Annotated in this window: 20 protein-coding genes, 2 tRNA genes and 1 other annotated feature; of the genes, 17 read left to right on the plus strand and 5 right to left on the minus strand. The window is 44.1% G+C overall.

The window, feature by feature from the left end; all coding sequences use genetic code 11:
- The first annotated feature begins 316 nt into the window (after positions 1-316).
- Positions 317-751 (plus strand): universal stress protein, encoded by a 435-nt coding sequence (locus tag IGI94_RS03170; RefSeq protein ID WP_005237544.1) that lies wholly within the window; start codon positions 317-319, stop codon positions 749-751.
- Between the two features lie 692 nt (positions 752-1,443).
- On the opposite strand, the gene IGI94_RS03175 is transcribed toward IGI94_RS03170, so the two are convergent.
- Positions 1,444-1,516 (minus strand) — tRNA-Thr (locus IGI94_RS03175).
- A 194-nt stretch (positions 1,517-1,710) separates the two neighbouring features.
- Between IGI94_RS03175 and IGI94_RS03180 the strand changes: the two genes are divergently transcribed.
- A tRNA-Asn gene (locus IGI94_RS03180) sits at positions 1,711-1,784 on the plus strand.
- A gap of 115 nt (positions 1,785-1,899) precedes the next feature.
- Here IGI94_RS03180 and IGI94_RS03185 read toward each other — a convergent pair.
- Together IGI94_RS03185 and IGI94_RS03190 are read right to left on the minus strand one after the other, a co-directional pair.
- On the minus strand, positions 1,900-3,288 hold the full coding sequence (locus tag IGI94_RS03185; protein WP_438899424.1) for a hypothetical protein: 1,389 nt from the start codon (positions 3,286-3,288) through the stop codon (positions 1,900-1,902).
- Positions 3,285-3,674 carry a GntR family transcriptional regulator gene (locus IGI94_RS03190; protein ID WP_016620245.1) on the minus strand — a complete coding sequence of 130 codons (390 nt, stop codon included), beginning with the start codon at positions 3,672-3,674 and terminating at the stop codon, positions 3,285-3,287. Before IGI94_RS03190 ends, IGI94_RS03185 begins: the two co-directional genes overlap by 4 nt.
- A 164-nt stretch (positions 3,675-3,838) precedes the next feature.
- Here IGI94_RS03190 and IGI94_RS03195 point away from each other — a divergent pair, with 164 nt between their 5' ends.
- From IGI94_RS03195 to IGI94_RS03220, 6 genes are all read left to right on the plus strand, one after another.
- Positions 3,839-4,855 carry an acyltransferase family protein gene (locus tag IGI94_RS03195; protein ID WP_008377006.1) on the plus strand — a complete coding sequence of 339 codons (1,017 nt, stop codon included), beginning with the start codon at positions 3,839-3,841 and terminating at the stop codon, positions 4,853-4,855.
- Positions 4,856-4,974: 119 nt separating this feature from the next.
- Entirely contained in the window at positions 4,975-6,303 is a 1,329-nt protein-coding gene (locus IGI94_RS03200) for an aminopeptidase C (RefSeq protein ID WP_005225135.1), read from the plus strand.
- Between the two features lie 345 nt (positions 6,304-6,648).
- Entirely contained in the window at positions 6,649-8,037 is a 1,389-nt protein-coding gene (locus tag IGI94_RS03205; RefSeq protein ID WP_010747447.1) for an L-cystine transporter, read from the plus strand.
- 158 nt (positions 8,038-8,195) lie between these two features.
- Positions 8,196-8,975, plus strand: a complete 780-nt coding sequence (locus IGI94_RS03210; RefSeq protein WP_142437656.1) for a tyrosine-protein phosphatase — start codon at positions 8,196-8,198, stop codon at positions 8,973-8,975.
- Positions 8,976-8,991: 16 nt separating this feature from the next.
- Positions 8,992-9,822 (plus strand): fructosamine kinase family protein, encoded by an 831-nt coding sequence (locus tag IGI94_RS03215; protein WP_142971844.1) that lies wholly within the window; start codon positions 8,992-8,994, stop codon positions 9,820-9,822.
- Positions 9,823-9,837: 15 nt separating this feature from the next.
- A complete protein-coding gene (locus tag IGI94_RS03220; protein ID WP_301388056.1) occupies positions 9,838-10,596 on the plus strand; it encodes an acyl-ACP thioesterase domain-containing protein in 759 nt (252 codons plus the stop codon).
- Positions 10,597-10,646: 50 nt separating this feature from the next.
- Here the strand turns inward: IGI94_RS03220 and IGI94_RS03225 are convergent, their stop codons facing one another.
- On the minus strand, positions 10,647-11,615 hold the full coding sequence (locus IGI94_RS03225) for an asparaginase (RefSeq protein ID WP_005237533.1): 969 nt from the start codon (positions 11,613-11,615) through the stop codon (positions 10,647-10,649).
- Positions 11,616-11,703: 88 nt separating this feature from the next.
- Here IGI94_RS03225 and IGI94_RS03230 point away from each other — a divergent pair, with 88 nt between their 5' ends.
- From IGI94_RS03230 to IGI94_RS03240, 3 genes are all read left to right on the plus strand, one after another.
- On the plus strand, positions 11,704-12,534 hold the full coding sequence (locus IGI94_RS03230; RefSeq protein ID WP_008377017.1) for a DUF72 domain-containing protein: 831 nt from the start codon (positions 11,704-11,706) through the stop codon (positions 12,532-12,534).
- 8 nt (positions 12,535-12,542) lie between these two features.
- Positions 12,543-13,415 (plus strand): Cof-type HAD-IIB family hydrolase, encoded by an 873-nt coding sequence (locus tag IGI94_RS03235; RefSeq protein WP_438899425.1) that lies wholly within the window; start codon positions 12,543-12,545, stop codon positions 13,413-13,415.
- 90 nt (positions 13,416-13,505) lie between these two features.
- Positions 13,506-14,036: an HAD family hydrolase gene (locus IGI94_RS03240; RefSeq protein ID WP_438899426.1), complete on the plus strand. Its 531-nt coding sequence runs from the start codon at positions 13,506-13,508 to the stop codon at positions 14,034-14,036.
- A 71-nt stretch (positions 14,037-14,107) separates the two neighbouring features.
- On the opposite strand, the gene IGI94_RS03245 is transcribed toward IGI94_RS03240, so the two are convergent.
- Positions 14,108-15,457 (minus strand): aspartate kinase, encoded by a 1,350-nt coding sequence (locus IGI94_RS03245; protein ID WP_086372646.1) that lies wholly within the window; start codon positions 15,455-15,457, stop codon positions 14,108-14,110.
- Between the two features lie 358 nt (positions 15,458-15,815).
- On the opposite strand from IGI94_RS03245, the gene ezrA reads away from it, so the two are divergent.
- The 6 genes from ezrA to IGI94_RS03275 all read left to right on the plus strand — a co-directional run bounded on the left by ezrA (position 15,816) and on the right by IGI94_RS03275 (position 24,860).
- A complete protein-coding gene (ezrA, locus tag IGI94_RS03250; RefSeq protein WP_016611694.1) occupies positions 15,816-17,537 on the plus strand; it encodes a septation ring formation regulator EzrA in 1,722 nt (573 codons plus the stop codon).
- 186 nt (positions 17,538-17,723) lie between these two features.
- Positions 17,724-18,866: a cysteine desulfurase family protein gene (locus IGI94_RS03255; protein ID WP_034872411.1), complete on the plus strand. Its 1,143-nt coding sequence runs from the start codon at positions 17,724-17,726 to the stop codon at positions 18,864-18,866.
- Between the two features lie 47 nt (positions 18,867-18,913).
- Positions 18,914-20,122, plus strand: coding sequence for a tRNA uracil 4-sulfurtransferase ThiI (gene thiI / locus IGI94_RS03260; protein ID WP_142437652.1), 1,209 nt, complete (start codon positions 18,914-18,916; stop codon positions 20,120-20,122).
- Between the two features lie 153 nt (positions 20,123-20,275).
- On the plus strand, positions 20,276-20,929 hold the full coding sequence (locus IGI94_RS03265) for a redox-sensing transcriptional repressor Rex (protein ID WP_005237525.1): 654 nt from the start codon (positions 20,276-20,278) through the stop codon (positions 20,927-20,929).
- 65 nt (positions 20,930-20,994) lie between these two features.
- Complete coding sequence (gene tpx, locus IGI94_RS03270) at positions 20,995-21,486, plus strand: thiol peroxidase (RefSeq protein WP_142967897.1); 492 nt, start codon at positions 20,995-20,997, stop codon at positions 21,484-21,486.
- 57 nt (positions 21,487-21,543) lie between these two features.
- Positions 21,544-21,778, plus strand: a binding site (T-box leader).
- 436 nt (positions 21,779-22,214) lie between these two features.
- Positions 22,215-24,860: a valine--tRNA ligase gene (locus IGI94_RS03275; protein ID WP_061053800.1), complete on the plus strand. Its 2,646-nt coding sequence runs from the start codon at positions 22,215-22,217 to the stop codon at positions 24,858-24,860.
- Positions 24,861-24,978 lie beyond the last annotated feature (118 nt).

The following is a 24,978-nucleotide window of genomic DNA, read 5'->3' on the forward strand; positions in this document are numbered from 1 at the left end:
CACTCCTCTTAGGGATGTGACAGCAACTTGCTTTTCAACAAACCAAGCTTAAAGTTTTAGCAAGAAAAAGGCGATAATACCGATTATCAGCAAGAAAAGCCCTAAGTACAAGAGCACAGTGACTGCAGCATGGAAAAAAGAGCGCATTTCTTTCACCTCGAATCATTGTTCTTCTTATTTTACTGCATAATTGCGGAACCAAGTAAGGACCTTCACAAATCTTAAAGGAAGTTTTAGGTCTCTTAAGAGTAGACCTCGTCCTTTTTTGTAACGCTTCCATTTTTTGTGGTAAAATAAAGAAAAGGAGGCGATTTGGATGTTACGTAATTCTCAAAATGTACTTGTAGCCTTAGATGGGTCGGATCAGTCAGAAAAAGCGTTCCAAGAAGCACTCGCGATTTGCCGTAGGAACAAAGCCAAATTGTATGTCCTCTCTGTTATCAACAATGCTGAGTTATCCACAAGTGCCTATGCTTTTGCGAAAATTTTTGATCAAGAAAAATTACGTGTGGAAACGGATATGTTGAAAAAAATCTATGATGCCAATCAACATGGGGTGGAAGATGTTGAGGTGATCGTTGAAGTCGGTGATCCAAAACGTTTTATCATTCATGCAGCGACTGAATTGTATCCAATTGATTTGATCGTTATCGGTGCAACTGGTAAAGGCACATTGACCCGAGCTGTCGTGGGCTCAACCACCGATTATGTCGTTAATCATTCGAAATGTACGGTGCTGGTCGTGAAGTAAAAATTTAAATTAAACGGAAAAAATATGTTATTTTTTAAGTCAGCATCAAGCATCTCCTTTCAAAAAAATTCAGTTTAGTTGAAAAATCTGCTCTCTTAGCTTTAGGAGAGCGGGTTTTTTGTTGTAAAAAAGAAGTGCCTAAAATTGAGCTGTGAGTAACGATTGAAAACCCATTTTAATCTTTTTAACAAAGAATAACTATGTAAATTGAACAAGTTTGACCATTAGAAGAGAAAGTTTGTTACACTTTTAATAAGCAAAGGATGTAGGAAAAGTATTGGAGAGAGGGGCTGATAATTTACTGAGTTTCCATGATTCAGCTGGTTGCAAGTGGCTATCATTGGAAAGGAGAATGAAATGAAGCGTGTTGCAGAAAACTATTAGGTTGTTTTTTCGATTCTTTTGCTGAGTATATGGTTAGGCTTGATCCAAGTGAAGGAATATTCGCAAGAAGCAGTCCTGTCGATCATTTACTTTATTAATCTTTATACGCTCTTGTTCAAATTTAAAGATGCAGCGAGAATGGTGAAAGCCGTTGTATCTTTCGTACTATTGGGTTTTACGATCTTATTTCTTTTGTATATCGCAAGTAATTAGAGGCAATACGAATTGTTAACTTTAGAAATTATCGCTATATATTGGGAATTAGATGTACAAAAAAAGACAACGTTCGACAAACGTTGTCCTACCAAAGCCACTTGACGGGCTTGAACCGTCGACCTCATCCTTACCATGGATGCGCTCTACCAACTGAGCTAAAGCGGCGTGTTATTTAACACAAGATATAGAATACCGTAAAGGCGCTACTTTGTCAATGAGATTTTCGGATATTTCTTGAGAAAAACGCTTTGCGGGAAGGGAAGTTTCTAAAAGGGGATTTTCTTGAAAAAAAGGATCAAAAAATTGATTTTTGCTCTTGCTAAATTATCTGACTATTTGGTATAGTACAGATAGATTCTTCCGGCATAGCTCAGTTGGTAGTAGCGCATGACTGTTAATCATGATGTCGTAGGTTCGAGTCCTACTGCCGGAGTATCAAAAACGACCTTCGTTTCGGAAGGTCGTTTTTTTGTTGGAAAGAGTCCGTTCTTTTGTTGGTTGTCGATAGCCTGGGGATAATGGGTTCCCCAGTTTTTTCTCCAGAACACTCACTCCGCTGAGGAAATCTTCTGTAATAGTTCCTCGTATAAATCCGTCGTTTCGGCGGCTTTTTTATTTGTGTAAAAAACAGTTGGGCCATCGTTAGTAGTGACTTTTAAAATGGGCGTCACCTTCGTGTCGACAAACATTCTGGCAGGTTTGCCGGCAACGGTAAACTGACCGATTTGGTAACTGGCGGTTCCTACACCCATGGTACGAACACGAGGAGACGGCAATGTTTCGATCAATTCCACTGTCTCTATATCTGCCAAAGAGACCGTAGTTTTCCCGGTCATTGGTGCATCGAAGGTGACTTCTTGTCCTTGCACTTCACCAGTGATCGCATCAGGAGCGAAATCTAAGCGGTACATGGGAATGATGGTCCCAATCATTAACACAAGTAAGAAGACCGCGGTGATACCTGCGACGATTTGTCCGCTGCGTTTGCCTAGATTAACGCCGATATTCATTCCGACACGGTCAGGTACGAACAGTCGCGCATCATTAGGATTGATGTAAACACCATATCGCCAGTAAGCATCTTCGCCATAATAGCGCGGTTGTGCTGCTGGTTCTAAGAGCTGATCTTGTTTTTTACGCAGATCAAGCAATAAGAAGAAGGTAAAGACGATCAAGAAAACCACCAAAACAACAAAGAGCACTAAGAGGATAGTACTGAATGCTCCGGTAGCGGACATGGACGCCAGCGGGACAGTCAACAAGAGCAGCGTAATGGTGCAAGTCACGGCGATCATTAAGGACCAATAACGCTTTGTTAAATCATTGATGTGCTGGTCGATAGCTGAATCACCGCTGATCCCGCGAACGGGTAAGCGGCTGATGATCACCCAGAGATAGAGGAACAGCGCAAAAATTGCTAAGGAGACACCGCCCATCAAGTATCCTGTAGAAAGATCAGGCAACTGCCATGCTTGGTACAAACTGATCATCAACAAAATCCCCGCAGGAACGAGGCTATACCACGGCAGCATCCGCTTATTTTTGGTTTGAACGAGTTTCGTATCGATCCGAATCGGATCGATGGGTAGTTCCCATCCATTGGTAAGGATCAATTGCCGCATTTTTCCGATGTAATGTACTTGTACCAAGTAAGCTGTCCCCAGCAAAGCGGCCATATAAAGCCAGAACAGGGTAAGGATGATGGAGTCAGATAAATTGAACAAAAAAAGGAGACTTGCTACACTAAATGTACCAACGATTTGTAAGATACGCTTGCGAAATTCTGTGATCAAGCTGTGGACGCTAGGATCATCCAGATGCTCAGGGGCAAGGGTATTTTCGAGTAAAACATTTTTGTGGGGTTTACTGATCAAGCGTAAACCAAATGCGGTCGTCCCACAGAGGACGAGGGCAATAATGAAAAAAAGATAAGTCATTTGCATTCATTCCTTTCAGGAAATTGGTCCAGAAGTTGTTGAACATCCGTTAAAAGCGCTTGCTTGCTTTTGCCGTGTAAGAGAGCGATTGCTAGCTGTAGCTGTAAGTTTTGGCGATACTCCGCTTCTTGTCCGGAAGTAAACGGTGGTGGCGCGGCAACGGCGGTTCCTTTGCGGCGATCTGTGACTAACAAGCCTTCTTCTTTGAGGGAATTGTAGGCTTTTGAGATCGTCATGGTATTGATGCCGATCTCTTCGGCTAATTGACGGACGGATGGCAGCAATTCGCCAGCGGCCAAATCGCCTTTTGCGATACCGACAATGATCTGTTCCCGCAACTGCTGGTAGATGGGTTGGTTGCTTTGGGTTTGAATATCAAATATCATCGAAAACAGCTCCTTTGTATTATATATATTAATACAAAATATACAAAATAGCAACTGGTAATCAAATGAACAAGAATCGTTAGAAAAAAGTTAATAGCTTGTTACAGTTCTGTTTCATGGATCAGGTATCCTTTGACAGATACAACTTAGAGGAGGAACTTTTTATGAGCCAATCGCAAAGAACGGCTTACTTTGATAATGCCAAATTTTTACTGATGATCTTGGTCGTCTTCAGTCACTTGCTGCAGCCTTTTATCGGCGATCAGAAGTTTTATCATGACCTATATTATTTTATCTTCACTTTCCACATGCCAGCTTTTGTTTTTCTGGCTGGGTACTTTGCCAAACCGTTGACGAAGGGACACAAGCTTCGTGAGTTGATGAAAAAGTTCTTGCTGCCTTATGTCTTCTTTCAGGTGTTTTACACTGTCTATTACTGGTTGATCGGTCTACGGGAGTCGCTAAAAATCCAACTGTTGAATCCGCAATGGGCACTTTGGTTTTTGCTTAGCATGTTCTTTTGGCAGCTCTCGCTGTTGATCTTTCAAAAAATGTCCAAAAAGCAGGCGATCCTGCTGAGTATTGGCTTGAGCATCTTTGCTGGCTACGTGCCGTTTTTAAATCAAGTGTTGACCTTGCAGCGGACCTTTGTCTTTTTGCCGTTTTTCATTATCGGGTTTTATTTTCCCAAAAATGAGATGCGCTTTTTATTGAAACCAAAGATTCGAACCATCAGTTTGCTTTTCCTACCGATCATCTACACCTTTATCGCGTTTTTTCATGGGATGAACAAGTACATGGTTTTTGGTTCCAAGCCTTATGACGATTACTTGAGCTACCCGTTGTTCGGCGGTCCCTTGCGTGCGGTCTTTTTCGTGATCGGGCTGATGGGGATCATCGGTTTTCTGAGCCTCGTGCCCAGAGAGCACCTGTTTTTTACGAAGTGGGGCAAAAACACACTGCTGGTCTATCTTTTACAGGGGATCTTCATCAAGGGCTTGCGGGCATTAGCCATCACCGACTTGAATCTGTCGGTATTAGGCTTTGTGACGTTGGTGTTAGCCAGTGTTTTACTGACGATCTTGCTAGCTAGTCGCCCGATCCGCTTCCTGTATGCACGATTTGAACGAGGACTATCCTTTGTTTTACTTGGCTTTTTGCTTTTGATGCTAACTCTTTAAATCCTTGATACGAGCAACCGCTCTTAGAAAGATGATTTTTTCATTTTTCTAGGAGCGGTTGTTATTTGAGAGGCAGAGGCGTAAAATGGAAGGAACGGAAAGTGAAAGGATGAAGAAATATGTCAGAAATTTCAAAAAAGACCACCGCTGCCTTTGCGCAAGCGTATCAAGACAATAATAAACAAACGGCACTGCAACGGAGTGTTGTGAAAAATGGGATCACCGCTTCTGCAGAAAACGTGTCAGCAAAAGTCAACAATGTGCCGGTTTTCTCAGTCGATGTGACAACAGGGAAAGTCTCAAACCAAAAACAATCAGGCCGCTGCTGGATGTTTGCCGCATTGAATACATTCCGTCATAAGATGCTGAATGATTTCAATTTAAAAGAATTTGAATTGTCTCAAAATCATACCTTCTTTTGGGACAAATACGAAAAAGCCAACTATTTCTATGAAAATATTTTAGCAACTGCCAACGAGCCTTTGACAAGTCGCAAAGTTGCTTTCTTATTGCAAACCCCACAACAAGATGGTGGGCAATGGGACATGATCGTTTCGATTTTCCAAAAATATGGTGTCGTGCCAAAAACGGTCATGCCAGAAAGCAGCAACTCTTCCAATTCTCGTGACCTAAACAATTACTTGAACAAAAAACTGCGTAAAGATGCGGTTGCTTTGCGTCAGCTAGTGGCTGAAGGCAAAACAGCTGAAGACATTCAAACAGCCAAAGAAGCGATGTTGGAAGACATTTATCGTTTCTTAGCGACTTCTTTAGGCACACCGCCAGAAACCTTTGATTTTGAATACCGTGATGAAGACAAAAACTATCACATTGATCGCAACTTAACACCACAAAGCTTTTATGAAAAATATGTCGGGGTGGACCTTGACGATTATGTCAGCATCATCAACGCACCAACTGCCGACAAGCCTTACAATCAATCGTATACCGTAGAAATGCTAGGCAACGTGGTTGGCGGCAAAGAAGTCAAATACTTGAACGTCGATATGCCGACCTTCAAAAAATTAGCGATCGCTCAATTGGAACAAGGGGAGTCCGTGTGGTTCGGTTGTGATGTCGGTCAATCTTCTACCAGAGATACTGGGATCATGGCATTAGATGCCTATGATATCAATGACTTATTTGATATCGACTTTACGATGACCAAAGCAGAACGCTTAGATTTTGGCGAAAGCTTAATGACCCATGCGATGGTCTTGACCGGTGTTGATTTGATCGATGGCGAATCAACCAAATGGAAAGTCGAAAACAGCTGGGGGGAAAAAGTCGGAACGAATGGCTTCTTCGTCATGAGCGATGCATGGATGGATGAATACACCTATCAAATCGTGGTTCGCAAAGAATTCCTGACAGCAGAACAATTGGCTGCCTTTGAAGCAGAACCAACGGTCTTAGCACCTTGGGATCCAATGGGCGCTTTGGCGTAAGTCAGCAATTTCTAATGGCCAACTGAATATTTACTGAAAATTTTCAAAAAGACGAAATAAAAAAATAACGAACCAGTTGCCGCAATCCAACTGTTAGGAAAGCAGAAATCCTAGCAGCATGGGGGTGTGGCAACGGTTCTTTTTTTATTTACTGACAAAAAAGCGGTACCATCCCAGAAAACTGGGAACTTATTTATTGTAAGATGAAGCAAACTTCTTTAAAATGGAATAGTCACTAATGATGCCACACGTCTCATTAGAGTGAACTGTTGAAGAATGGTCACTGGGAACCTTTACTTCCTCTGACAGACTTTGTCATGTTTATTGAACAAAAGGAGGATTCAAATGACAAATCTGTTAACTATTATTGTTGTTCTACTTTTTGCTGCCCTTATTTATGGGTTCTACTTATTGCAAAAGCGTCACGTGAAGTTTTCAACGCGGGTCTTTGCGGCGTTGTTCGTCGGGATCGTTTTTGGTGGTGTGCTACAGCTGATTTTTGGGACAGGCTCTGATGTTGTCACGCAAGCTCTTGACTGGATCACGATGGTCGGTAGCGGCTATGTGGCCCTCTTGCAAATGCTGATCATGCCATTGATCTTCGTTTCGATCGTTGGTGCTTTCACCAAGATGAAAGAAAGCGAAAAAATCAAGAAGATCAGTTTTACGGTTCTTGCGACTTTGCTAGGGACAACGGCGATCGCTGCCTTGATCGGGATCGTGATGGTCATGGTCTTTGGTCTTGACGGTGCCAGTTTTACCGAAGGGGCAACGGAAACAGCGCGGATCGCAGAATTAGCGGAACGTTCGACACAAGTCCAAGATCTATCGATCCCACAACAAATCGTTTCTTTCATCCCAAGTAATGTCTTCGCCGACTTTGCTGGTACTCGTTCGACAAGTACGATCGGTGTCGTGATTTTCTCAGCCTTTGTTGGGATTGCCTTTCTTGGTGTCAAACGCAAATCACCGAAAGAAGCGGAAACTTTTGCGAATTTGATGGACAGCTTATATAAAATCGTGATGCGTATCGTCACGTTAGTTTTGCGCCTGACACCTTATGGGGTTTTGGCATTGATGACTAACGTATTAGCTTCAAGTGATTTTGAAGCCATCTTGAACTTAGGGAAATTTATCATCGCTTCTTATGCCGCTTTGATTTTGGTCTTACTCGTTCATTCATTATTGCTGATCGCTGTACGGGTCAATCCAGTAACGTATTTCAAAAAGGCTTTTCCAGTCTTGAGCTTCGCCTTTACTTCTCGTTCAAGTGCCGGTGCCTTGCCATTGAACATCGAAACCCAAACCAAAGCGTTAGGTGTTGATGAAGCCACGGCTAACTTTGCAGGCAGCTTTGGTTTATCGATTGGTCAAAACGGATGTGCGGGTGTTTATCCAGCGATGTTGGCAACGATCGTTGCACCAACGGTTGGAATCAATGTCTTTGATTGGCAGTTTATCCTGCTGTTAGTTGCCGTTGTTACAATCAGCTCATTCGGCGTTGCCGGTGTCGGCGGTGGCGCAACTTTTGCTTCATTGATCGTCTTAGGCTCAATGAATTTGCCGATCGCCATCGTAGGCTTAGTTATTTCTGTTGAACCATTGATCGATATGGCACGGACACTCGTTAATGTCAGCGACAGTATGGTTGCGGGAATGGTGACCAGCAGCCGTATCAACGAACTGGATCGTTCGATCTTAGATGATTCTGCCGCCGTGATCGAAGCCGAATAGAAACATTTTTTAACAAGCGAAAGCAAAGAAAGACTGCGTGTGGTCTTTCTTTTTTTTGTCCGTTAAAGCTCAGCTTGTAGAAAAATCTAGGTTTCAGTGCCCTTAATAGCGAAGTTTCTGCTATACTTTTAACTAGAACATCGCGGGAGGGATAAGCAATGACACAATTGATTCAACTAGAACGAGCGGCAAACGTCAGAGAACTTGGCGGCTATCAAACGAAAAACGGTACGACGATCAAACGAAAAAAATTGATCCGCAGTGCGGCGATCAATGAATTGACTGCTTCAGATCAAGCAGTACTGGCAAACTATGGGGTCAATCAGGTCATTGATTTTCGCTCCATCGCTGAAGCCAATGCACAGCCTGATCGACCGATCGCCACAGCAAAGCAGCTTTTTTTACCTATTTTCAAAGAAGACGAAACGATGGTTTCCTTGTCGCCAGAAAGCTTGAAGCAGCGCTTGGAAGATGGGGAAGATGCCGAAGAGCAGATGAAAAAAGTCTACCGTCACTTTGTTGAAAGCGACTATGCCCGCCAACAATATCGGCAGTTCTTTGATCATGTGATCGACAATGCGGAAGGCGAAGGAGCAACCTTGTTCCACTGTACCGCGGGAAAAGATCGCACAGGCTTTGGCGCCTTTTTATTGCTTCATGTGTTGGCTGTGGCACCAGCGACGATCAAAGAAGATTATTTAGCGACCAATCGCTATTTAGCCCCAATGCTAAAAGAAAAATTTGCCCCAATGACCCAGCATTTGCCGCAAGAGCTGTTAACGGCGATTACGGTTTTGATGAGTGCCAAAGAGAGTTTTCTTGAGGAAAGTTTGGCTGCGATCGATCAGCATTTCGGTTCGGTCGATCAGTATCTCCTGCAAGGACTAGGTGTGACGAAAGAAGAGCAAGCGTATTTGACTGCCCAACTGACTGAGTAAAGAAAGGGAGATCCGTATGGAGGAAGCATTGTTCGCAGCAGTCGGGATGACCGGCTCGCTGACGCCCATCAGTGGTGGGGATGTCAATCAAACGTATCGGTTCACTACAGGAGAAAATCGCTATTTTTTAAAGACCCATCCTCATGTTTCATCGGTGTTCTTTCAAGCAGAAATCAACGGCTTAGCTGAATTAGCCCCTTTCGTGCGGGTGCCAAAAATCGAACGCCTCGGTCAGACCGAAGAGGGGGCATTTTTATTGATGGAATGGATCGATAGTGGGGAAGGACAGCAGCGGCGCTTAGGCCAATGCTTGGCTCGGCTTCATCAGCAGACGCAGGAGTCTTTTGGTTTTTACGAAGACAATTACATCGGCTTTTTGCCGCAAGTCAATCCGAAAACCACCGATTGGCTTGATTTTTACACAGTCTGCCGTTTGGATGTGCAAGTCGAATTAGCGAAGCTGGGTAATCACTGGCATGCCAAACGGGAAGCCGCTTATCTGCGTTTGAAAGAATTTTTGCATGAGAATTGGCGTGATCGCAGCGTCACACCTGCTTTATTACACGGTGATTTTTGGCGGGGGAATGTGCTGTTCGATCAACAAGGAGAACCAGTGTTTCTTGATCCAGCAGTCGCTTATGGGGATCGAGAAATGGATATTGCGATGTCCCAGCTCTTCGGCGGTTTTCGTCAGGAATTTTTGGAAGGCTATCAAGAAGTCTATCCATTAGATGAGAATTGGAAAGAGCGACTGCCAGTGTATCAATTGTATTATTTATTGGTCCATTTGAATCAATTTGGTGAAAGTTATGGACCAACTGTCGATGAAATATTGAGTCGTTTTTAGGAGGCAATTAGAACTATGGCAGCAAAGTATCAAACCACGCATGAAGTGGCGTATTATGAATGTGATGTCAACCAAACGATGACGTTTCCAGCCATGCTAGGCATCGCCATCAAGACATCAGAAGAACAAAGTGCGACGTTAAACCGCGGACCGGAAGTCATCGCTAGTTATGGCTTGACCTGGATCATTACCAGCTATCACATAACGGTAACTCGTTTGCCGCGCGTAGGGGAGCAGATCCAAGTGGCGACCCAGGCGAGAGAATACAATAAGTTTTTCTGCTACCGTTACTTTTGGTTATTGGCAGAAGACGGAACGGAATTGGTCAAAATCGAAGCGGTTTTTGCGTTGATGGACCCGGAGACGCGCAAAGTCAGCAGTGTTCCGGATGAGATCGTGGTGCCTTTTGGCAGTGAAAAAATTAAGCGAATCAAACGCTATCCGAAGATCACCCCTATCACACAAGGACAATTTTTGCCGTATCGGGTGCGTTTCTACGATATCGATAGCAATCAGCATGTCAACAACGCCATGTATTTCAATTGGCTGATGGACGTCTTAGGCTATGAGTTTTTAACAAAACATGAAGTGACACAAGTGACGATCCGCTTTGATCGGGAAGTTGCTTACGGCCATTTGATCGAAAGCCATTTTCAAATCAATGAAAAGACAATCGATGAAGCCGGCGAGGCTGTGCCGCTGCAAACGATCCACGAGATCAAGATCGGTGAGGATACTTACTGCGAAGCCATCTTTACTTGGCGAGAAAAATAAAACAACCCTTTTGCCTCCGTTAACGGAATGGCAAAAGGGTTTTTGTTTGGTCAATTCTCCATGAAATCAGGAAGCTCATCCATGGTCAACCCACGGTTTTTCGCTATCAATAATTTGATGCGGGCTTTTTGGCTATTGATGCTATTGCAGAAAATCACCCCAAGAGCTTGCAATTCGATCCCGCCGCCTAAGTAGTCATAGACCGGCTCGGCAACTCCGTTGAAGCAGCGAGAAACTAAGACGACCGGAATGTTTCTAGCGATCAGTTTTTTCAAAGGCTCAATGGTTTGAGGCGGTAGATTGCCAGCGCCTAAAGCTTCGATCACTAGTCCATCGATCAGCGAGTCGGCTAAAGCATCGAACAATTCCCCGGTCATCCCAGCATAGGCTTTGACGATCGGAAACAAACCATCGACACGATCAACATCCAAATGGCGGTTATTTAACAGCTCTTGCATAAACAAGATTCGGTGCTTTGTGACTAAGCCGATCGGACCTAATGTCGGGGTGCGGAACGTCGCAATATTGGTGGTGTGGGTTTTCGTAACATAACGTGCGGAATGGATCTCATCGTTCATGACGACTAAGACACCTTTTCCTATGGCATCGGGGGACTTGGCGACCCGAATCGCACTTTCAAAGTTATAAAGCCCGTCACTGCCGATTTCATTACTTGAGCGCATGGCACCAGTCACCACGATCGGTAACTGACCGCCGATCGTGGTATCTAAAAAGAAGGCCGTTTCTTCCAGCGTATCGGTTCCGTGAGTGATCACGACCCCATCGACACCGCTTAAATGCGCCAGCTGGATACGTTCTTTCAGTTGCAGCATTTCTTTTGGCGTCATATGAGGACTAGGAATATTAAAAATGTCTTCGACGATCAATTCAACATCGTCATCAATGTGGATCGGTGCATCCATCAGCGGATTGCTGACATCGGGGCTGACGCCGCCTGTCAGGGTATCTTCTTTCATGGCGATGGTGCCGCCAGTGTGCAACACGAGAATTCGTTTCATTTTTTCATCACCTGCAATGATTTATTTACTCTTAACTCAAAACTATTGTATACTATTAAAATAAGAAAACAAGGAGCGATGGGAAAAAATGATTCGAATTGGTTGTACCACATTTAGTGAACATGGCAGTCTCGTGCAAAGAAAAAACTCGAAATTATTTGAGTATGCCCGTTATTTTCCGTTAGTTGAGCTGGATACCACCTATCATTTTTTGCCAAAAGAAAAAGACGTGCGCAATTGGTTGACCCAGATTCCCGAAAATTTCCGCTTTGTGTTGAAAGTCCATCAAAGTGTGACCACCCAAGGGGATTTGCCAGATCAGTTGACCATGACCGAAGCGCTGCAGCTTTATAAAGAAGCGATCGCGCCAATGGTAGAAGCGGGCAAACTGTTTTGCCTATTGGCGCAATTTCCCAACAGCTTTAAATGTACGAAAGAAAATGTCGCCTATTTAGATCAAGTGCGAGAATGGTTTGCGGGTTACCCAGTGGCGATTGAGCTGAGAGACAGCAGCTGGTATCAGCCGAAACTGTATCCGGGAATGATCGATTATATGAAGCGAAAACAGTTTTCCTTAGTAGTCGTTGATCAGCCGAAAAAGCTATCGACCACGATTCCCCTTGATCCAACCGTGACCAATCCTGCGTTTGTCCTGTGCCGTTTTCATGGACGCAACGACAGCGGCTGGACAGCGACGGGGCCAGATGCCAAAAATCTGCGGACCTTGTATCGCTATGACCAAGCCGAACTAACGGAGTTAAAACAAGCGATTCAAGCCATCGAAGCCAATGCCAAAGAAGTCGCAGTGGTCTTCAATAATAATGCCGGTCGTGATGCCGCTGACAATGCTCGTGCATTGATCGATGCGCTGCAGATCGATTACGAAGCATTAAATCCTAATCAGTTGAAATTATTTTGAGGAGTCATATGATAAAAGCAATCTTTTTTGATATTGATGGCACACTGATTGCCAGTAACGGCAAGGCGCTTGCCAGTACTCGTGAAGCCATCAAACAAGCCCAAGCCAATGGCGTCCTCTGCGGCATTGCCACCGGACGTGGTCCGGTTGATTTAGAGAAGGTGATCGATTACTTGTCGTTAGACATGTTTATCACCTATAACGGCCAATATGTTTACACGAAGGAAACCTTGATTTATGCCAAACCTTTTCCAAAACAAACGCTGGAAGCGATCGTAGAATACGCCGATGAAAATTATCGTCAAGTCATGTTTGGCGGAGAAACGCAAGTGGCTGGCAGCTTGATGATCCGTTTAAGCCAATCACCCGTCATGCAGCGCTATTTGCGCTATGTACCGAAAAAATTTCCCGTCGGCTTTTTAAAGAAAGTCTTGCAGCGCTTCAGTCCCAATCGCAACGCCAAACGTTATGAATCATTGGACATTTTACGAGAGCCAATCTATCAGTGCATTATGCTGAGCCCTGAATCAGAGCGCGAAAAATTACGCTCCAAGCTGCCGCAATGTGATTTTAAGCGATCCAATGCCTATTCTGTTGATATCGTGCCGAAAAACGGTTCGAAAATCAAAGGGATCAAAGAATTTTTGGCCTATGAAGGGATCGCGATGGAAGAAGCGATGGCCTTTGGGGATCATTTTAATGATGTGGAAATGTTAGAAGGTGTGGGGATCGGGGTTGCGATGGGCAATGCCCAGCCCATCACCAAAGCCAGTGCTGACTTTGTGACGGACACCAACGATCATGACGGCATCAAGAAAGCCTTAATCCATTTTGGGATCATTGCCGAGGATGCCCAAGCAAGGATTGAATTAAAAAAATAAACAAGGTGTAGCCAATCCATGAAGCAACGTAGGAGACAGCGCAGAACCATGAAACAGAACCATTAGAAAAAGCAGAAAGAAGCGAGAGAAATGAGTCCATTTGAAATGACGGAAGAGTTTCATAAAACCTTTGATCCAACACGACCGCCATATCCACAAGCTTTTTCAGCGGAAAAAGCCCTGTTTCGTGCTGGTTTTAAAATTGAAGAATTAGTTGAGTTCCTTTATGCTGCCAGCAACAATGACGAAGAGACCTTTCAAGCAGGGTTGACCCATTTGCATCAAGCAATTGATCAAGCCCAAGCCAAGCTGGCTGCCAAACAACAGCCTGTCAGTGATTCTCTAGTAGAACAAGTCGATGCGCTCTGTGATCTGCTGTATTTTACCTATGGCTCTTTTTCACTGGTAGGGGTCGATCCAGCGCCGATCCTGGCTATCGTTCATGACGCCAACATGGGGAAACTTTTCCCAGATGGGCAGCCCCATTATGATCCTGAGACCCACAAAGTCATGAAGCCTAGCGATTGGGAAGAACGGTTTGCTCCTGAACCGCGAATCAAGGCAGAAATCAAACGCCAATTGGCACAAAAACAAGCGCAAGCCCAAGAATCGTCAGAATAATAAAGAAACGTGCCAGTTGCCCGTTCCGATTGCTTATCAGCAAAAGGAGTGGTGCAACTGGCACGTTTGGTTTAATCAAAGAAAGTGTAGTAAAGGGTTCTGACAGCGGCTTTTTCTTGTTCTTTGTGGATGCCGAACATGATGCTGACCTCAGAGGACCCCTGGTTGATCATCTCTAAGTTGATATTTTTTCGCGCAAGGGCAGCGGTACTGTCGGCAGTGATCCCGACTCGTTGACGCATCCCTTCACCAACGACGACGACCATGGATAGATCGTGGGTCATTCGCAGTTCATCGGGATCGATCTCGTAGGCGATCTTGCGCAGCAGTTCTTCTTCCAATACTGGATTCAACTGGTTGGAGCGCATAATGATCGAGATATCATCGATTCCTGAAGGCATGTGTTCATAATTTAAATCAAATTCCCGGAAAATCTCTAAGACCCGTAACGTGAACCCAACTTCGCGGTTCATCAAGTATTTGCGGATATAGATCATACAAAAGCCTTCGTCACTGGCAACGCCGATCACCGGCTGATCCAAATTGTCTCTTTGGTTGGTGATCAAGGTGCCGGGATGACTTGGGTTATTGGTGTTTTTGATCACCACGGGAATTTTCGCATGGTATGAAGGCATCAACGCCTCATCGTGCAAAACAGTAAAGCCGGCATAAGACAGCTCCCGCATTTCTCGGTAAGTCACTTCTTTGATGGACTCTGGATGATGAACGTAGCCTGGATGAGCAGAAAAAATCCCATCGACATCGGTAAAGTTTTCGTACAATTCTACTTGCAGACCAGCCGCCACGATGGCACCAGAAATATCAGATCCCCCTCGAGAGAAGGTACAGATTTCGCCGGCTTCTGTGTAACCAAAGAAGCCAGGAATCACTAAGATTTCAGGACTATCGCGCCATTGTGCGATCTTAGCGTACGATTTGTTCAAGATACGGGCGTTTTGGGGTTCATCCGTCACTAGCAACCCAAGTTCTTGCGGATTCATGTAGCGAGCAGCTAACCCACGGCTTTGTAAAATCCCAGCGATCAATTTGGCATTGTTGTCTTCGCCGCTTGCCAAGACCGTATCATAAAGATGCGGATTGTCTTGAGTAGGCAGTGTTTGAAAAGCCGCCAATGATTGCCAGATGCGGTCTAAATGGACTTGTTCGATACCAAAGGGGGCGGCGATCGCTGTATAGCGGGCATAGATTTCTTCTATTAAATCAGTGATTTCTTCTTGGGCACACAGACCGGTACAGACTGCTAGTAACAGATCGGTGACTTTCTGATCGTCGCTGGAACGCTTACCAGGCGCTGAAACAACAACAAACCGTCTTTTAGGATCACTTTCAATTATCGCAACAACTTTTTCGACTTGTTCGGCTGAGGCAAGGGAACTGCCTCCGAATTTCGCTACTTTCATTTGACATTACTCCTGTTCAAGCTTTTTACTAGAGTACAGTTTCAATAGGGAGAAATCAAGCGGTTTCTTGAAAAAAATCGGAAAAATCAGAAAAAAAGTCACTTGTTGATGTAAATTTCACGATTTGTTTTCATTATCGATGGAAAAGCCGTGAATGATTTTATTCGATGCGAAAAAAGTCGATCTTTTTTGCCTCAATCTAATGCTTGATTTTTTTCTTTATGCTATAATCTAGCGTAGATGCTTTTTTATAAAGGGACTGTCTGTCCTTTTTATACTCAATGAACTTATCAATCAATCTGCTGATCAGCAGATTTTAGACGAAACATGTATATTTGAAAATTGGAGGAACCACAAAATGGGAACTAATATCATCTTTGGAATTGTCATTGCCATCATCATCATCGCAGCGGTCTTGTATGCAATTGGCTTTTTCATGCGGAAGAAAAACCAAGAAAAGCTAAATGACTTGGAAAAACGCAAAGAAAATCTGTTTGACTTACCGGTGATCGAAGAAGTCGATGAAGTAAAAAGAATGCACTTGGTTGGTCAAAGTCAAAACACCTTCCGTGAGTGGAACCAACAATGGACAGATATCTCCACAAAATCTTTTGCTGAACTTGAGAGTCAAATCTTTGAAGTGGAAGAACTAAACGAACGCATCCGCTTTTTCAAAGCAAAAGGGGCGATCGTTCAAGCGGAAGCGACCATGGATGAGATGGAACGCCAAGTAGAAGAGATTCGCGCCGGCTTGAAAGAATTACGAGAAAGTGAAGAACGAAATTCACTGGAAGTCCAAAAAGCGTTGGACGTTTACGAAGACTTGAAGAAGAAGCTACGGGATCAAGGCGAAGAATTCGGTCCTGCTTACAATGAGCTGCAAAAACAAATCAAAAACATTGAAATTGAGTTCACCCAATTTGTTACCTTAAATACTTCAGGCGATCCTGTGGAAGCACGGGAAGTGTTAGACCAAGCAGAAAAACACACCTATGAAGTAGAAGACTTAATGAAACGGATCCCAGCGGCCTACGAAGAATTAAACCGTACCTTCCCAGATCAGTTGAAAGAAATCCAAGATGGCTACAAAAAATTATTAGAACAAAAATATGTGTTCCCAGAAGCAAACTTCCAAGAAGAAATCAACCGTGTGAAAAAACGAGTTGAAAACTCCATGAACGATCTAGCGAAAACAGAAGTCGCTTCCGTTGAAGTGGCAAGTCGTGATACTGCAAGTGATATCGATGCCTTGTATACGGTGATGGAACGTGAGATCAATGCCAAGAAATATGTCATGAAAAATCGCCAAATCATTGAAGACTATATTGACCACGCAACGAAGAACAACCGTCAGTTGTTGATCGAGTTGGATCATACGGCACAAAGCTATACATTGAATCATAATGAGTTAGGTCGCGTCCGTGGTTTCCAAACGGAAGTCGACGAATTGGCTCGTCGCAATAACGAGTACCTACCACAATTAGAAAAGCACGAAATTCCTTATTCAGAAGTGCAAAGCTTCTACAAAGATGCCTACAAGATTTTGGATGATGTGGAAAGCCAGCAAGTCGAAATCGATGATTCCCTTGCGGAATTACGTCGTGGCGAAAAAGTTGCGCAAGAAAAAGTGGAAAGCTTCGAATTCCGTCTACGCAACTTGAAGCGGTTTGTTGAGAAGCAACGCTTACCTGGTTTGCCAGGTGAGTACTTAGAATTCTTCTTCGTGGCAACAGATCGGGTGGAAGAACTAGGCAAAGAATTGAACAAGATTCGCATCAACATGCAAGAAATCAATAAATTGGTTTCTGTCTGTGAAGAAGATCTTGATCTTTTAGATGAACAAACGAAAGACTTGGTGGATGCTGCGGCATTGACTGAGCAAATGATGCAATATGCCAACCGCTATCGTCATTCTCATCCAGATATCAAGGCAGCGATCGACAAATCACTTTACTTGTTCAGTAAAGAATATCGCTATCAAGATGCGCTAGATGAAATCGGCACAGCGTTGGAACGAGTAGAACCAGGTGCCTTCAAACGGATCGAAAACTTCTACTTCAATAACCGCGACTTAGTATAATACGAAAGCCAGCAGTGAAAAACTGACTGGCTTTTTTCATGGAAAGAATGGCTCGCTGCATGATTAACGCTTACGAAGGAAGGGAAAGTTTCCTTTAAATAAAGCCAAAGCCAGCGAGTCACCTTGAAACTCAGCCCAAGAGCAGTTATAATGGGAAAGAATTTTTTTAGAGAAAGGGTCCTATCATTGATCTATTTTGACAACAGTGCAACAACCGCTATTTATCCACAAGCTTTAAATACATATGTCCAAGTCAGTCAGCGAATCATCGGCAATCCCTCAAGCCTGCATGATTTAGGAAATCAAGCCAATCGCCTGCTACAGCAATCACGTCAGCAGATCGCCGATCTGTTAAACGTTTCTTCCAAAGAGATCGCATTTACCAGTGGGGGGACCGAAGGAGACAACTGGGTCATCAAAGGGACTGCTTTAGCGAAAAAAGCCTATGGGAATCACCTGATTATTTCCAGTATTGAACACCCTGCCGTCAGTGAAACAGCGGCTCAATTAGCCGAATTAGGATTTGAGGTCAGTGTGGTCCCTGTTGATGCTCAAGGCTTTGTCAACGTGTCAGAATTAGCAAACATGATTCGCAAAGAAACGATTTTGGTTTCGGTGATGGCGGTCAATAATGAGGTAGGATCGATTCAACCGATCCATGAGATCGCAACCGTGTTGGCGGACTACCCAACGATCCATTTCCATGTAGATGCCGTCCAAGCCATCACAAAGGTCCCGCAAGAGCAATGGTTCAATGAGCGAGTCGATTTTGCCGTGTTCTCTGCACATAAATTTCACGGACCTCGTGGCGCCGGATTTATCTATTGGAAACAAGGTCGTAAGTTGGCGCCATTGATGACTGGCGGTGGGCAAGAGCAAAACCAGCGCAGCGGTACCGAAAATGTACCAGCAATCGTTGCCATGGCAAAAGCCCTGCGTTTAGCGACGGAACACAAGGCTGAAAAGCCGAACCATGTTCAATTATTAAAAGGCTATTTGCAAGAAGCACTGGCTGGCTATGAGAAAGTCACGCTTTTTTCTGGCACTGAAGGGTTTGCGCCACATATACTTTGTTTCTCATTAAAAGGGATCAGAGGAGAAGTCTTAGTCCATGCCTTTGAAGAAAAGCAGATCTATCTTTCGACGACGAGCGCTTGTTCCTCCCGTAAAAAGATGGCCAGCAGTACGCTTCATGCGATGCACGTTCCGGAACAGTTAGCGACATCCGCTGTTCGTATCAGTTTAGATGAGAGCAATACGATGGCAGAAGTCGAGCAGTTTCTAATCGTCTTCCACCAGTTGTACCAAAAATTTTCGAAAATCAATTAAGCACGACATAGCACTATAAAATCAATCCAAATCAAAGGAGTTTTCTCGTGAATTATTCAGAAATCATGGTTCGTTACGGCGAACTGTCAACAAAGGGCAAAAATCGTCGTAGTTTTATTATGCAATTAGCTTCAAACGTCAAACGTACCTTAGCCGATTATCCCCATGTCAAAGTTCATGCCGAGCGAGATCGCATGCACTTGCTATTGAACGGTGAAAACAGCCAAGAGATCATTCCTAAGCTGCAAAAAGTCTTTGGGATTCAAAACTTTTCCCCTAGTATTCGGGTTGAAAAAGACATTGAGGTATTAAAGAAAGCCGTTCAAGACGTTATGGCAGAGATCTACACCGGTGTTGAGACCTTCAAAATCACAGCTAAGCGCAGCGATCACTCGTTTGTGCAAGATAGCAACCAGTTGAATTTGACCTTAGGTAATGCGGTGATCGACCGTTTTCCTGATATCAAAGTCCAAATGAAAAAACCAGACATCAATCTGCGGGTGGAAATACGGGTCGATGGCGCCTATCTGTCCTATGAAACGATCCAAGGAGCAGCCGGCTTACCCGTTGGCACCAGCGGTAAGGGAATGTTGATGCTTTCTGGTGGTATCGATTCGCCAGTTGCAGGCTACTTTGCCATGAAACGCGGTGTTGAGATCGAAGCAGTCCATTTTGCAAGTCCTCCTTATACGAGTGAACAAGCATTACAAAAAGCCAAAGATCTAACGAAGAAGCTTGCTCCTTATGTGGGAAGCATCCAATTTATCGAAGTTCCGTTTACGGAAATCCAAGAAGAAATCAAAAACCGTGTGCCACAAGGCTATTGGATGACCATCACCCGTCGGATGATGCTGCGTTTGACAGATGCGATTCGTGAGGCTCGTCATGGCTTGATTATCTTAAATGGTGAATCATTAGGACAAGTCGCTTCACAAACTTTGCATAGCATGGTCGCCATCAATGAAGTAACCAATACGCCAATCGTGCGCCCAGTGGCAACGATGGACAAATTGGAGATCATTGAAGTTGCCGAAGCCATTGATACCTTTGAGTTATCGGTTCAGCCCTTTGAGGATTGCTGCACAATCTTTGCCCCCCCTCAACCAAAGACACGCCCAAGACTGGATAAAGTACATCAATATGAAGAGCGTCTCGATATCGAAGGGATGATGGAACGTGCGATGGCTGGGTTGAAACTAGAAGTAATCACGGCAAATCAAGAAAAAATAGCAACCGAATTCGCTGAATTCTTATAATAAAGTTTCTTTTTTAAACTACGACCACAACTGTTATGGAACATTTGTGGTCGTTTTTCATCGTGTGAGAGAGTTTGTGAATATTTTCTTGCTATTGAAAATGGAACATGCTACACTCAATATGTGAATCATTTAACAAGGAGGGTGGACAGGATGGAAGCATTAAGAGATAAAAAACTTCCGAAAGCAACGGCAAAACGTTTGCCAGCTTATTTACGACACTTAAAATTACTGGATGCCTCAGGTATTCAGCGAATCAAATCAAAAGAGTTTGCAGAAATCACGCAAGTTCCTTCAGCCACGATCCGCCGGGATTTTTCTCATCTAGGAGAATTGGGTAGAAGTGGGTATGGCTATGATGTTCCTTATTTGATTGAGGTTTTGAGCTATATTTTAGAAACCAATGAGGAGAAAAAAATCGCCTTGATTGGTTATGGAAATTTAGGAAAAGCGTTAGCTAACAACAATTTTCGCAGAAATGAAAATCTTTCCGTCATCGCGGTTTTTGACAATGATCCAGAAATGATTGGCCAGACCATTAGTGGACGTTATGTCTATGGAATGGACCAATTGGCGGAAGTCGTAGCAGAAAAAGGGATCACCGTAGCGATTTCGACTGTTCCTAGCCGCTATTCACAAATGGCGATCGATGCGATCGTGGATGCTGGGATCACAGCAATCCTGAATTTTGCCCCTGATCCCGTCATCGTGCCAAAAGATGTCAATATCCAATACATTGATTTGACGACAGAATTGCAAACCTTGATCTTTTTTGATACGACCTACTCGCAAAAATCGAAAGTCTGAGCAAATCCTTTTCGTTTTTTGACAATCTTTCTTATACTGGGAGAAAATGCTATAGGAGAGATGTTATGCAAGTTACACGCAAAGAAACGGTTTATGAGATGCCCGGCAACCAACCAAAAGTAGGGGATAAAGCAGCTGATTTTCGCTTGAAAAGTTTAGAGGACAAGGAATATACACTGACTGATTTTTTAGGAAAACCAACGATCATCAGCGTTGTTCCCGATATCGTGACACGCGTTTGTGCGTTGCAGACCAAGCGTTTCAACCAAGAGGCAAGTCAATTGGATGATATAAATTTTGTAACGATCTCTAACAATACAAAAGAAGAACAAGCACAATGGTGCGGCCAAGAAGGCGTCGACATGATCATGCTTCATGATCCGGCGAATACCTTCGGTGAGGCCTATCAAATCATGATCCCAGACTTCGGTCATTTTGCCCGAGCAATTTTCGTTTTGGACCGTGAAGGCGTGATTCAACACGTTGAGATCGTGCCTGAGATCTCCCACGAACCGGATTATCAAGCAGCCATTGAGGCGGCGAAAGCAAACCTCTGATTGACTTTCAAAAAAGTTCATTGTAGAATGTAGCAAGATGAAACAAGAATCTATGATAGCAAGACAATGTTCAAGAGGAGTATCAGTGACCCTGGCGGTCAGAGAGAAGTCGGTCGGTGCAAGACTTCCCCAGACACTGAAAAGGTAGCTTGAAGGTCTTTGATCCGAACCACGGTTTGTTTCTTGCAGACAAAGCCGCACAGTAAGATCAAGCGCGTCGTGAACGTTACCTCACGTCAAAGTGGCAGAGCAATCTGCAATTTAGGTGGTACCGCGTATCAGCGCCCTAATGCCTCGGCATTAGGGCGCTTTTTGCTGTGAATCACTGCGAGTGGCCCACAAGTGGGACAGAGCAGATGATGAACAGTACTAGGCGACCATAGGGAGCGTAGTAACCATACTAGGAATCACTATGATTGGCGCACAAAGTGGGACAAAGCAGATGATGAACAGTACTCGAAGTCACCAAAATTGGTTCACGAAGCGAGTTAGATCGGTTGCCAAAGGCCCTAAGACACAATAGAGGATCACGGAAGTGAGCCATGACCTCTGTAAGAAACGTACTTTTTACGAACAACAAACGAGGCGTCAACAAACAACGGATAATCATCTCTACCACTGCACTCATCCTGAACGATTCGAACATTTTCGTGCTTTACCCAGCAACAGGCACCAAAAAACCACACCAACCATTACGTTTAAAAAACGTAACTTTAGGAGGACCAACTATGACAGAAACTGAGAATCTATCCACCAAGTACAATCCCCAAGAAGTAGAAGCCGGGCGTTACCAAGATTGGTTAGAGCATGACCGTTTTAAACCAAGCGGCAACAAAGAAGCAAAACCTTATTCTATCGTGATTCCACCACCAAACGTAACAGGAAAATTGCACTTAGGTCATGCCTGGGATACCACGTTACAAGACATCATCATTCGTCAAAAACGGATGCAAGGGTATGACACCTTATGGCTGCCAGGAATGGACCATGCCGGGATCGCTACCCAAGCCAAAGTAGAAGAAAAGCTGCGGGAACAAGGAATTTCTCGCTATGACCTTGGTCGGGAAAAATTTGTTGAACAAGTATGGGATTGGAAAGAAGAATATGCCGGTCACATTCGGGAACAATGGGCGAAACTAGGCTTATCCTTAGACTATAGCCGTGAACGGTTCACATTAGATGATGGATTATCCGAAGCGGTTCGTAAAGTTTTCGTGACGCTATATGAAAAAGGCTTGATCTATCGTGGCGAGTACATCATCAACTGGGATCCACAAGCCCGCACGGCATTATCTGATATTGAAGTGATCCACAAAGACATCGAAGGTGCTTTTTACCACATGTCTTACGAATTAGCAGATGGCAGCGGTGTGGTGGAGATCGCAACGACTCGCCCAGAAACGATGTTGGGGGATACAGCAGTCGCGGTTCATCCAGAAGATGAACGCTATCAAGCATTGATTGGTAAGAAAGTGATCTTGCCTTTGGTCAATAAAGAGATCCCAATCATCGCTGATGAGTACGTGGACCAAGAATTTGGAACAGGGGTCGTAAAAATCACTCCTGCCCATGACCCGAATGACTTCGAGGTCGGTAACCGCCATGACCTACCACGGGTCAATGTCATGAATGATGACGGAACAATGAATGACTTAGCAGGTACCTATGCAGGCATGGATCGTTTTGCTGCTCGCAAGCAAATCGTGAAAGATTTAGAAGCGTTAGGTCGTCTGATCAAAATCGAAAAAATGGTCCATAGCGTAGGTCACTCAGAACGGACAGGCGTAGTAGTCGAACCTCGTTTATCGACACAATGGTTCGTAAAAATGGAACCATTAGCAAAACAAGCCATCGACAACCAAGAAACCGACGATGCGGTGGACTTTTATCCGCCACGTTTCAACCAAACATTCTTACGTTGGATGGAAAATGTCCATGACTGGGTTATCTCTCGTCAGTTGTGGTGGGGCCATCAAATCCCAGCTTGGTACCACAAAGAAACGGGGGAAATGTATGTAGGACTTGAAGCGCCAGCAGATGCCGAAAATTGGCAGCAAGATCCAGACGTATTGGATACATGGTTTAGTTCTGCTTTATGGCCGTTTTCAACGATGGGGTGGCCAGATGAAAACAATGAAGATTTCCAACGCTACTTCCCAACGAATACATTAGTAACTGGTTACGACATCATTTTCTTCTGGGTAAGCCGTATGATTTTCCAAAGCTTGGAATTTACTGGCAAACGACCATTTGAAAATGTCTTGATCCACGGATTGATCCGTGATGAACAAGGTCGCAAAATGAGTAAGTCTCTTGGAAACGGGATCGATCCGATGGAAGTCATTGAACAATACGGTGCTGATGCATTGCGTTGGTTCTTATCAAATGGCTCTGCACCGGGACAAGACGTGCGTTTCAGCTATGAGAAAATGGATGCTGCCTGGAACTTCATCAATAAAATTTGGAATGCTTCCCGTTTTGTCTTAATGAATGTCAGCGAAATGACTGCAGAAGACATTGATTTTTCTGGTGAAAAATCAGTGGCGGATCGTTGGATCTTGACGCGCTTGAATGAAACGATTGAAAAAGTCACTGACCTTTTTGAACGCTTCGAATTTGGTGAAGCAGGTCGTCAATTATACAACTTTATCTGGGATGATTTCTGTGACTGGTACATTGAAATGTCGAAAGAAACGTTATATGGTGACAATGAAGCAGCGAAACAAGTTAACAAGAGCATCTTAGTCCATGTTCTTGATCAAATTTTACGCTTGTTGCACCCAATCATGCCATTTGTTACAGAAGAAATCTGGAGCAAGCTGCCGCATACAGGGGAATCATTAGTCGTTGCTGAGTATCCACAAGTGGCTCCAGAATGGACGGATGAAAAAGCGGCGCAAGGGATGGAAGTGTTGAAAGAATTGATTCGTTCGGTTCGAAACATCCGAGCAGAAGTAAATACACCACTTTCGAAACCAATCACTTTGCTGATCCAAGCAAATGAGCCTGAAATCGAAGAATTCTTGATTGCTAACAAAAACTATATCGAACGCTTCTGTAATCCAGAAGAACTAGAAATCTCTAACAGCTTGCAAGCCCCTGAATTGGCGATGTCTGCCATCCTATCAGGTGCGACGATCTACTTGCCACTAGCTGGGTTGATCAACATTGAAGAAGAAATCGCGCGTTTGGAGAAAGAACTAGCGAAGTTCACCCAAGAAGTTCAACGGGTACAAGGCAAACTGGCGAACGAACGCTTCGTTGCCAATGCGCCTGAGGAAGTCGTGGCACAAGAACGCAGCAAAGAAGCCGATTATCTTGAAAAACAAAAAGCCGTTCAAGAACGGATCGAACAATTACGCACAATCCAATAGGATGAGCACATCACACGCAAACAAGCATCTTTCGGAGATGCTTGTTTTTGCTTATTCAATAGAAACAGGGCGAACAATTTTCTCGTTTAAAGGAAAGAAATTGGGAAAGCCGTTCATT

Origin of the sequence: Enterococcus sp. AZ149, assembly GCF_051714285.1 — a bacterium.
In the GTDB taxonomy this organism is placed as follows: Bacteria; Bacillota; Bacilli; order Lactobacillales; family Enterococcaceae; genus Enterococcus_D; species Enterococcus_D entomosocium.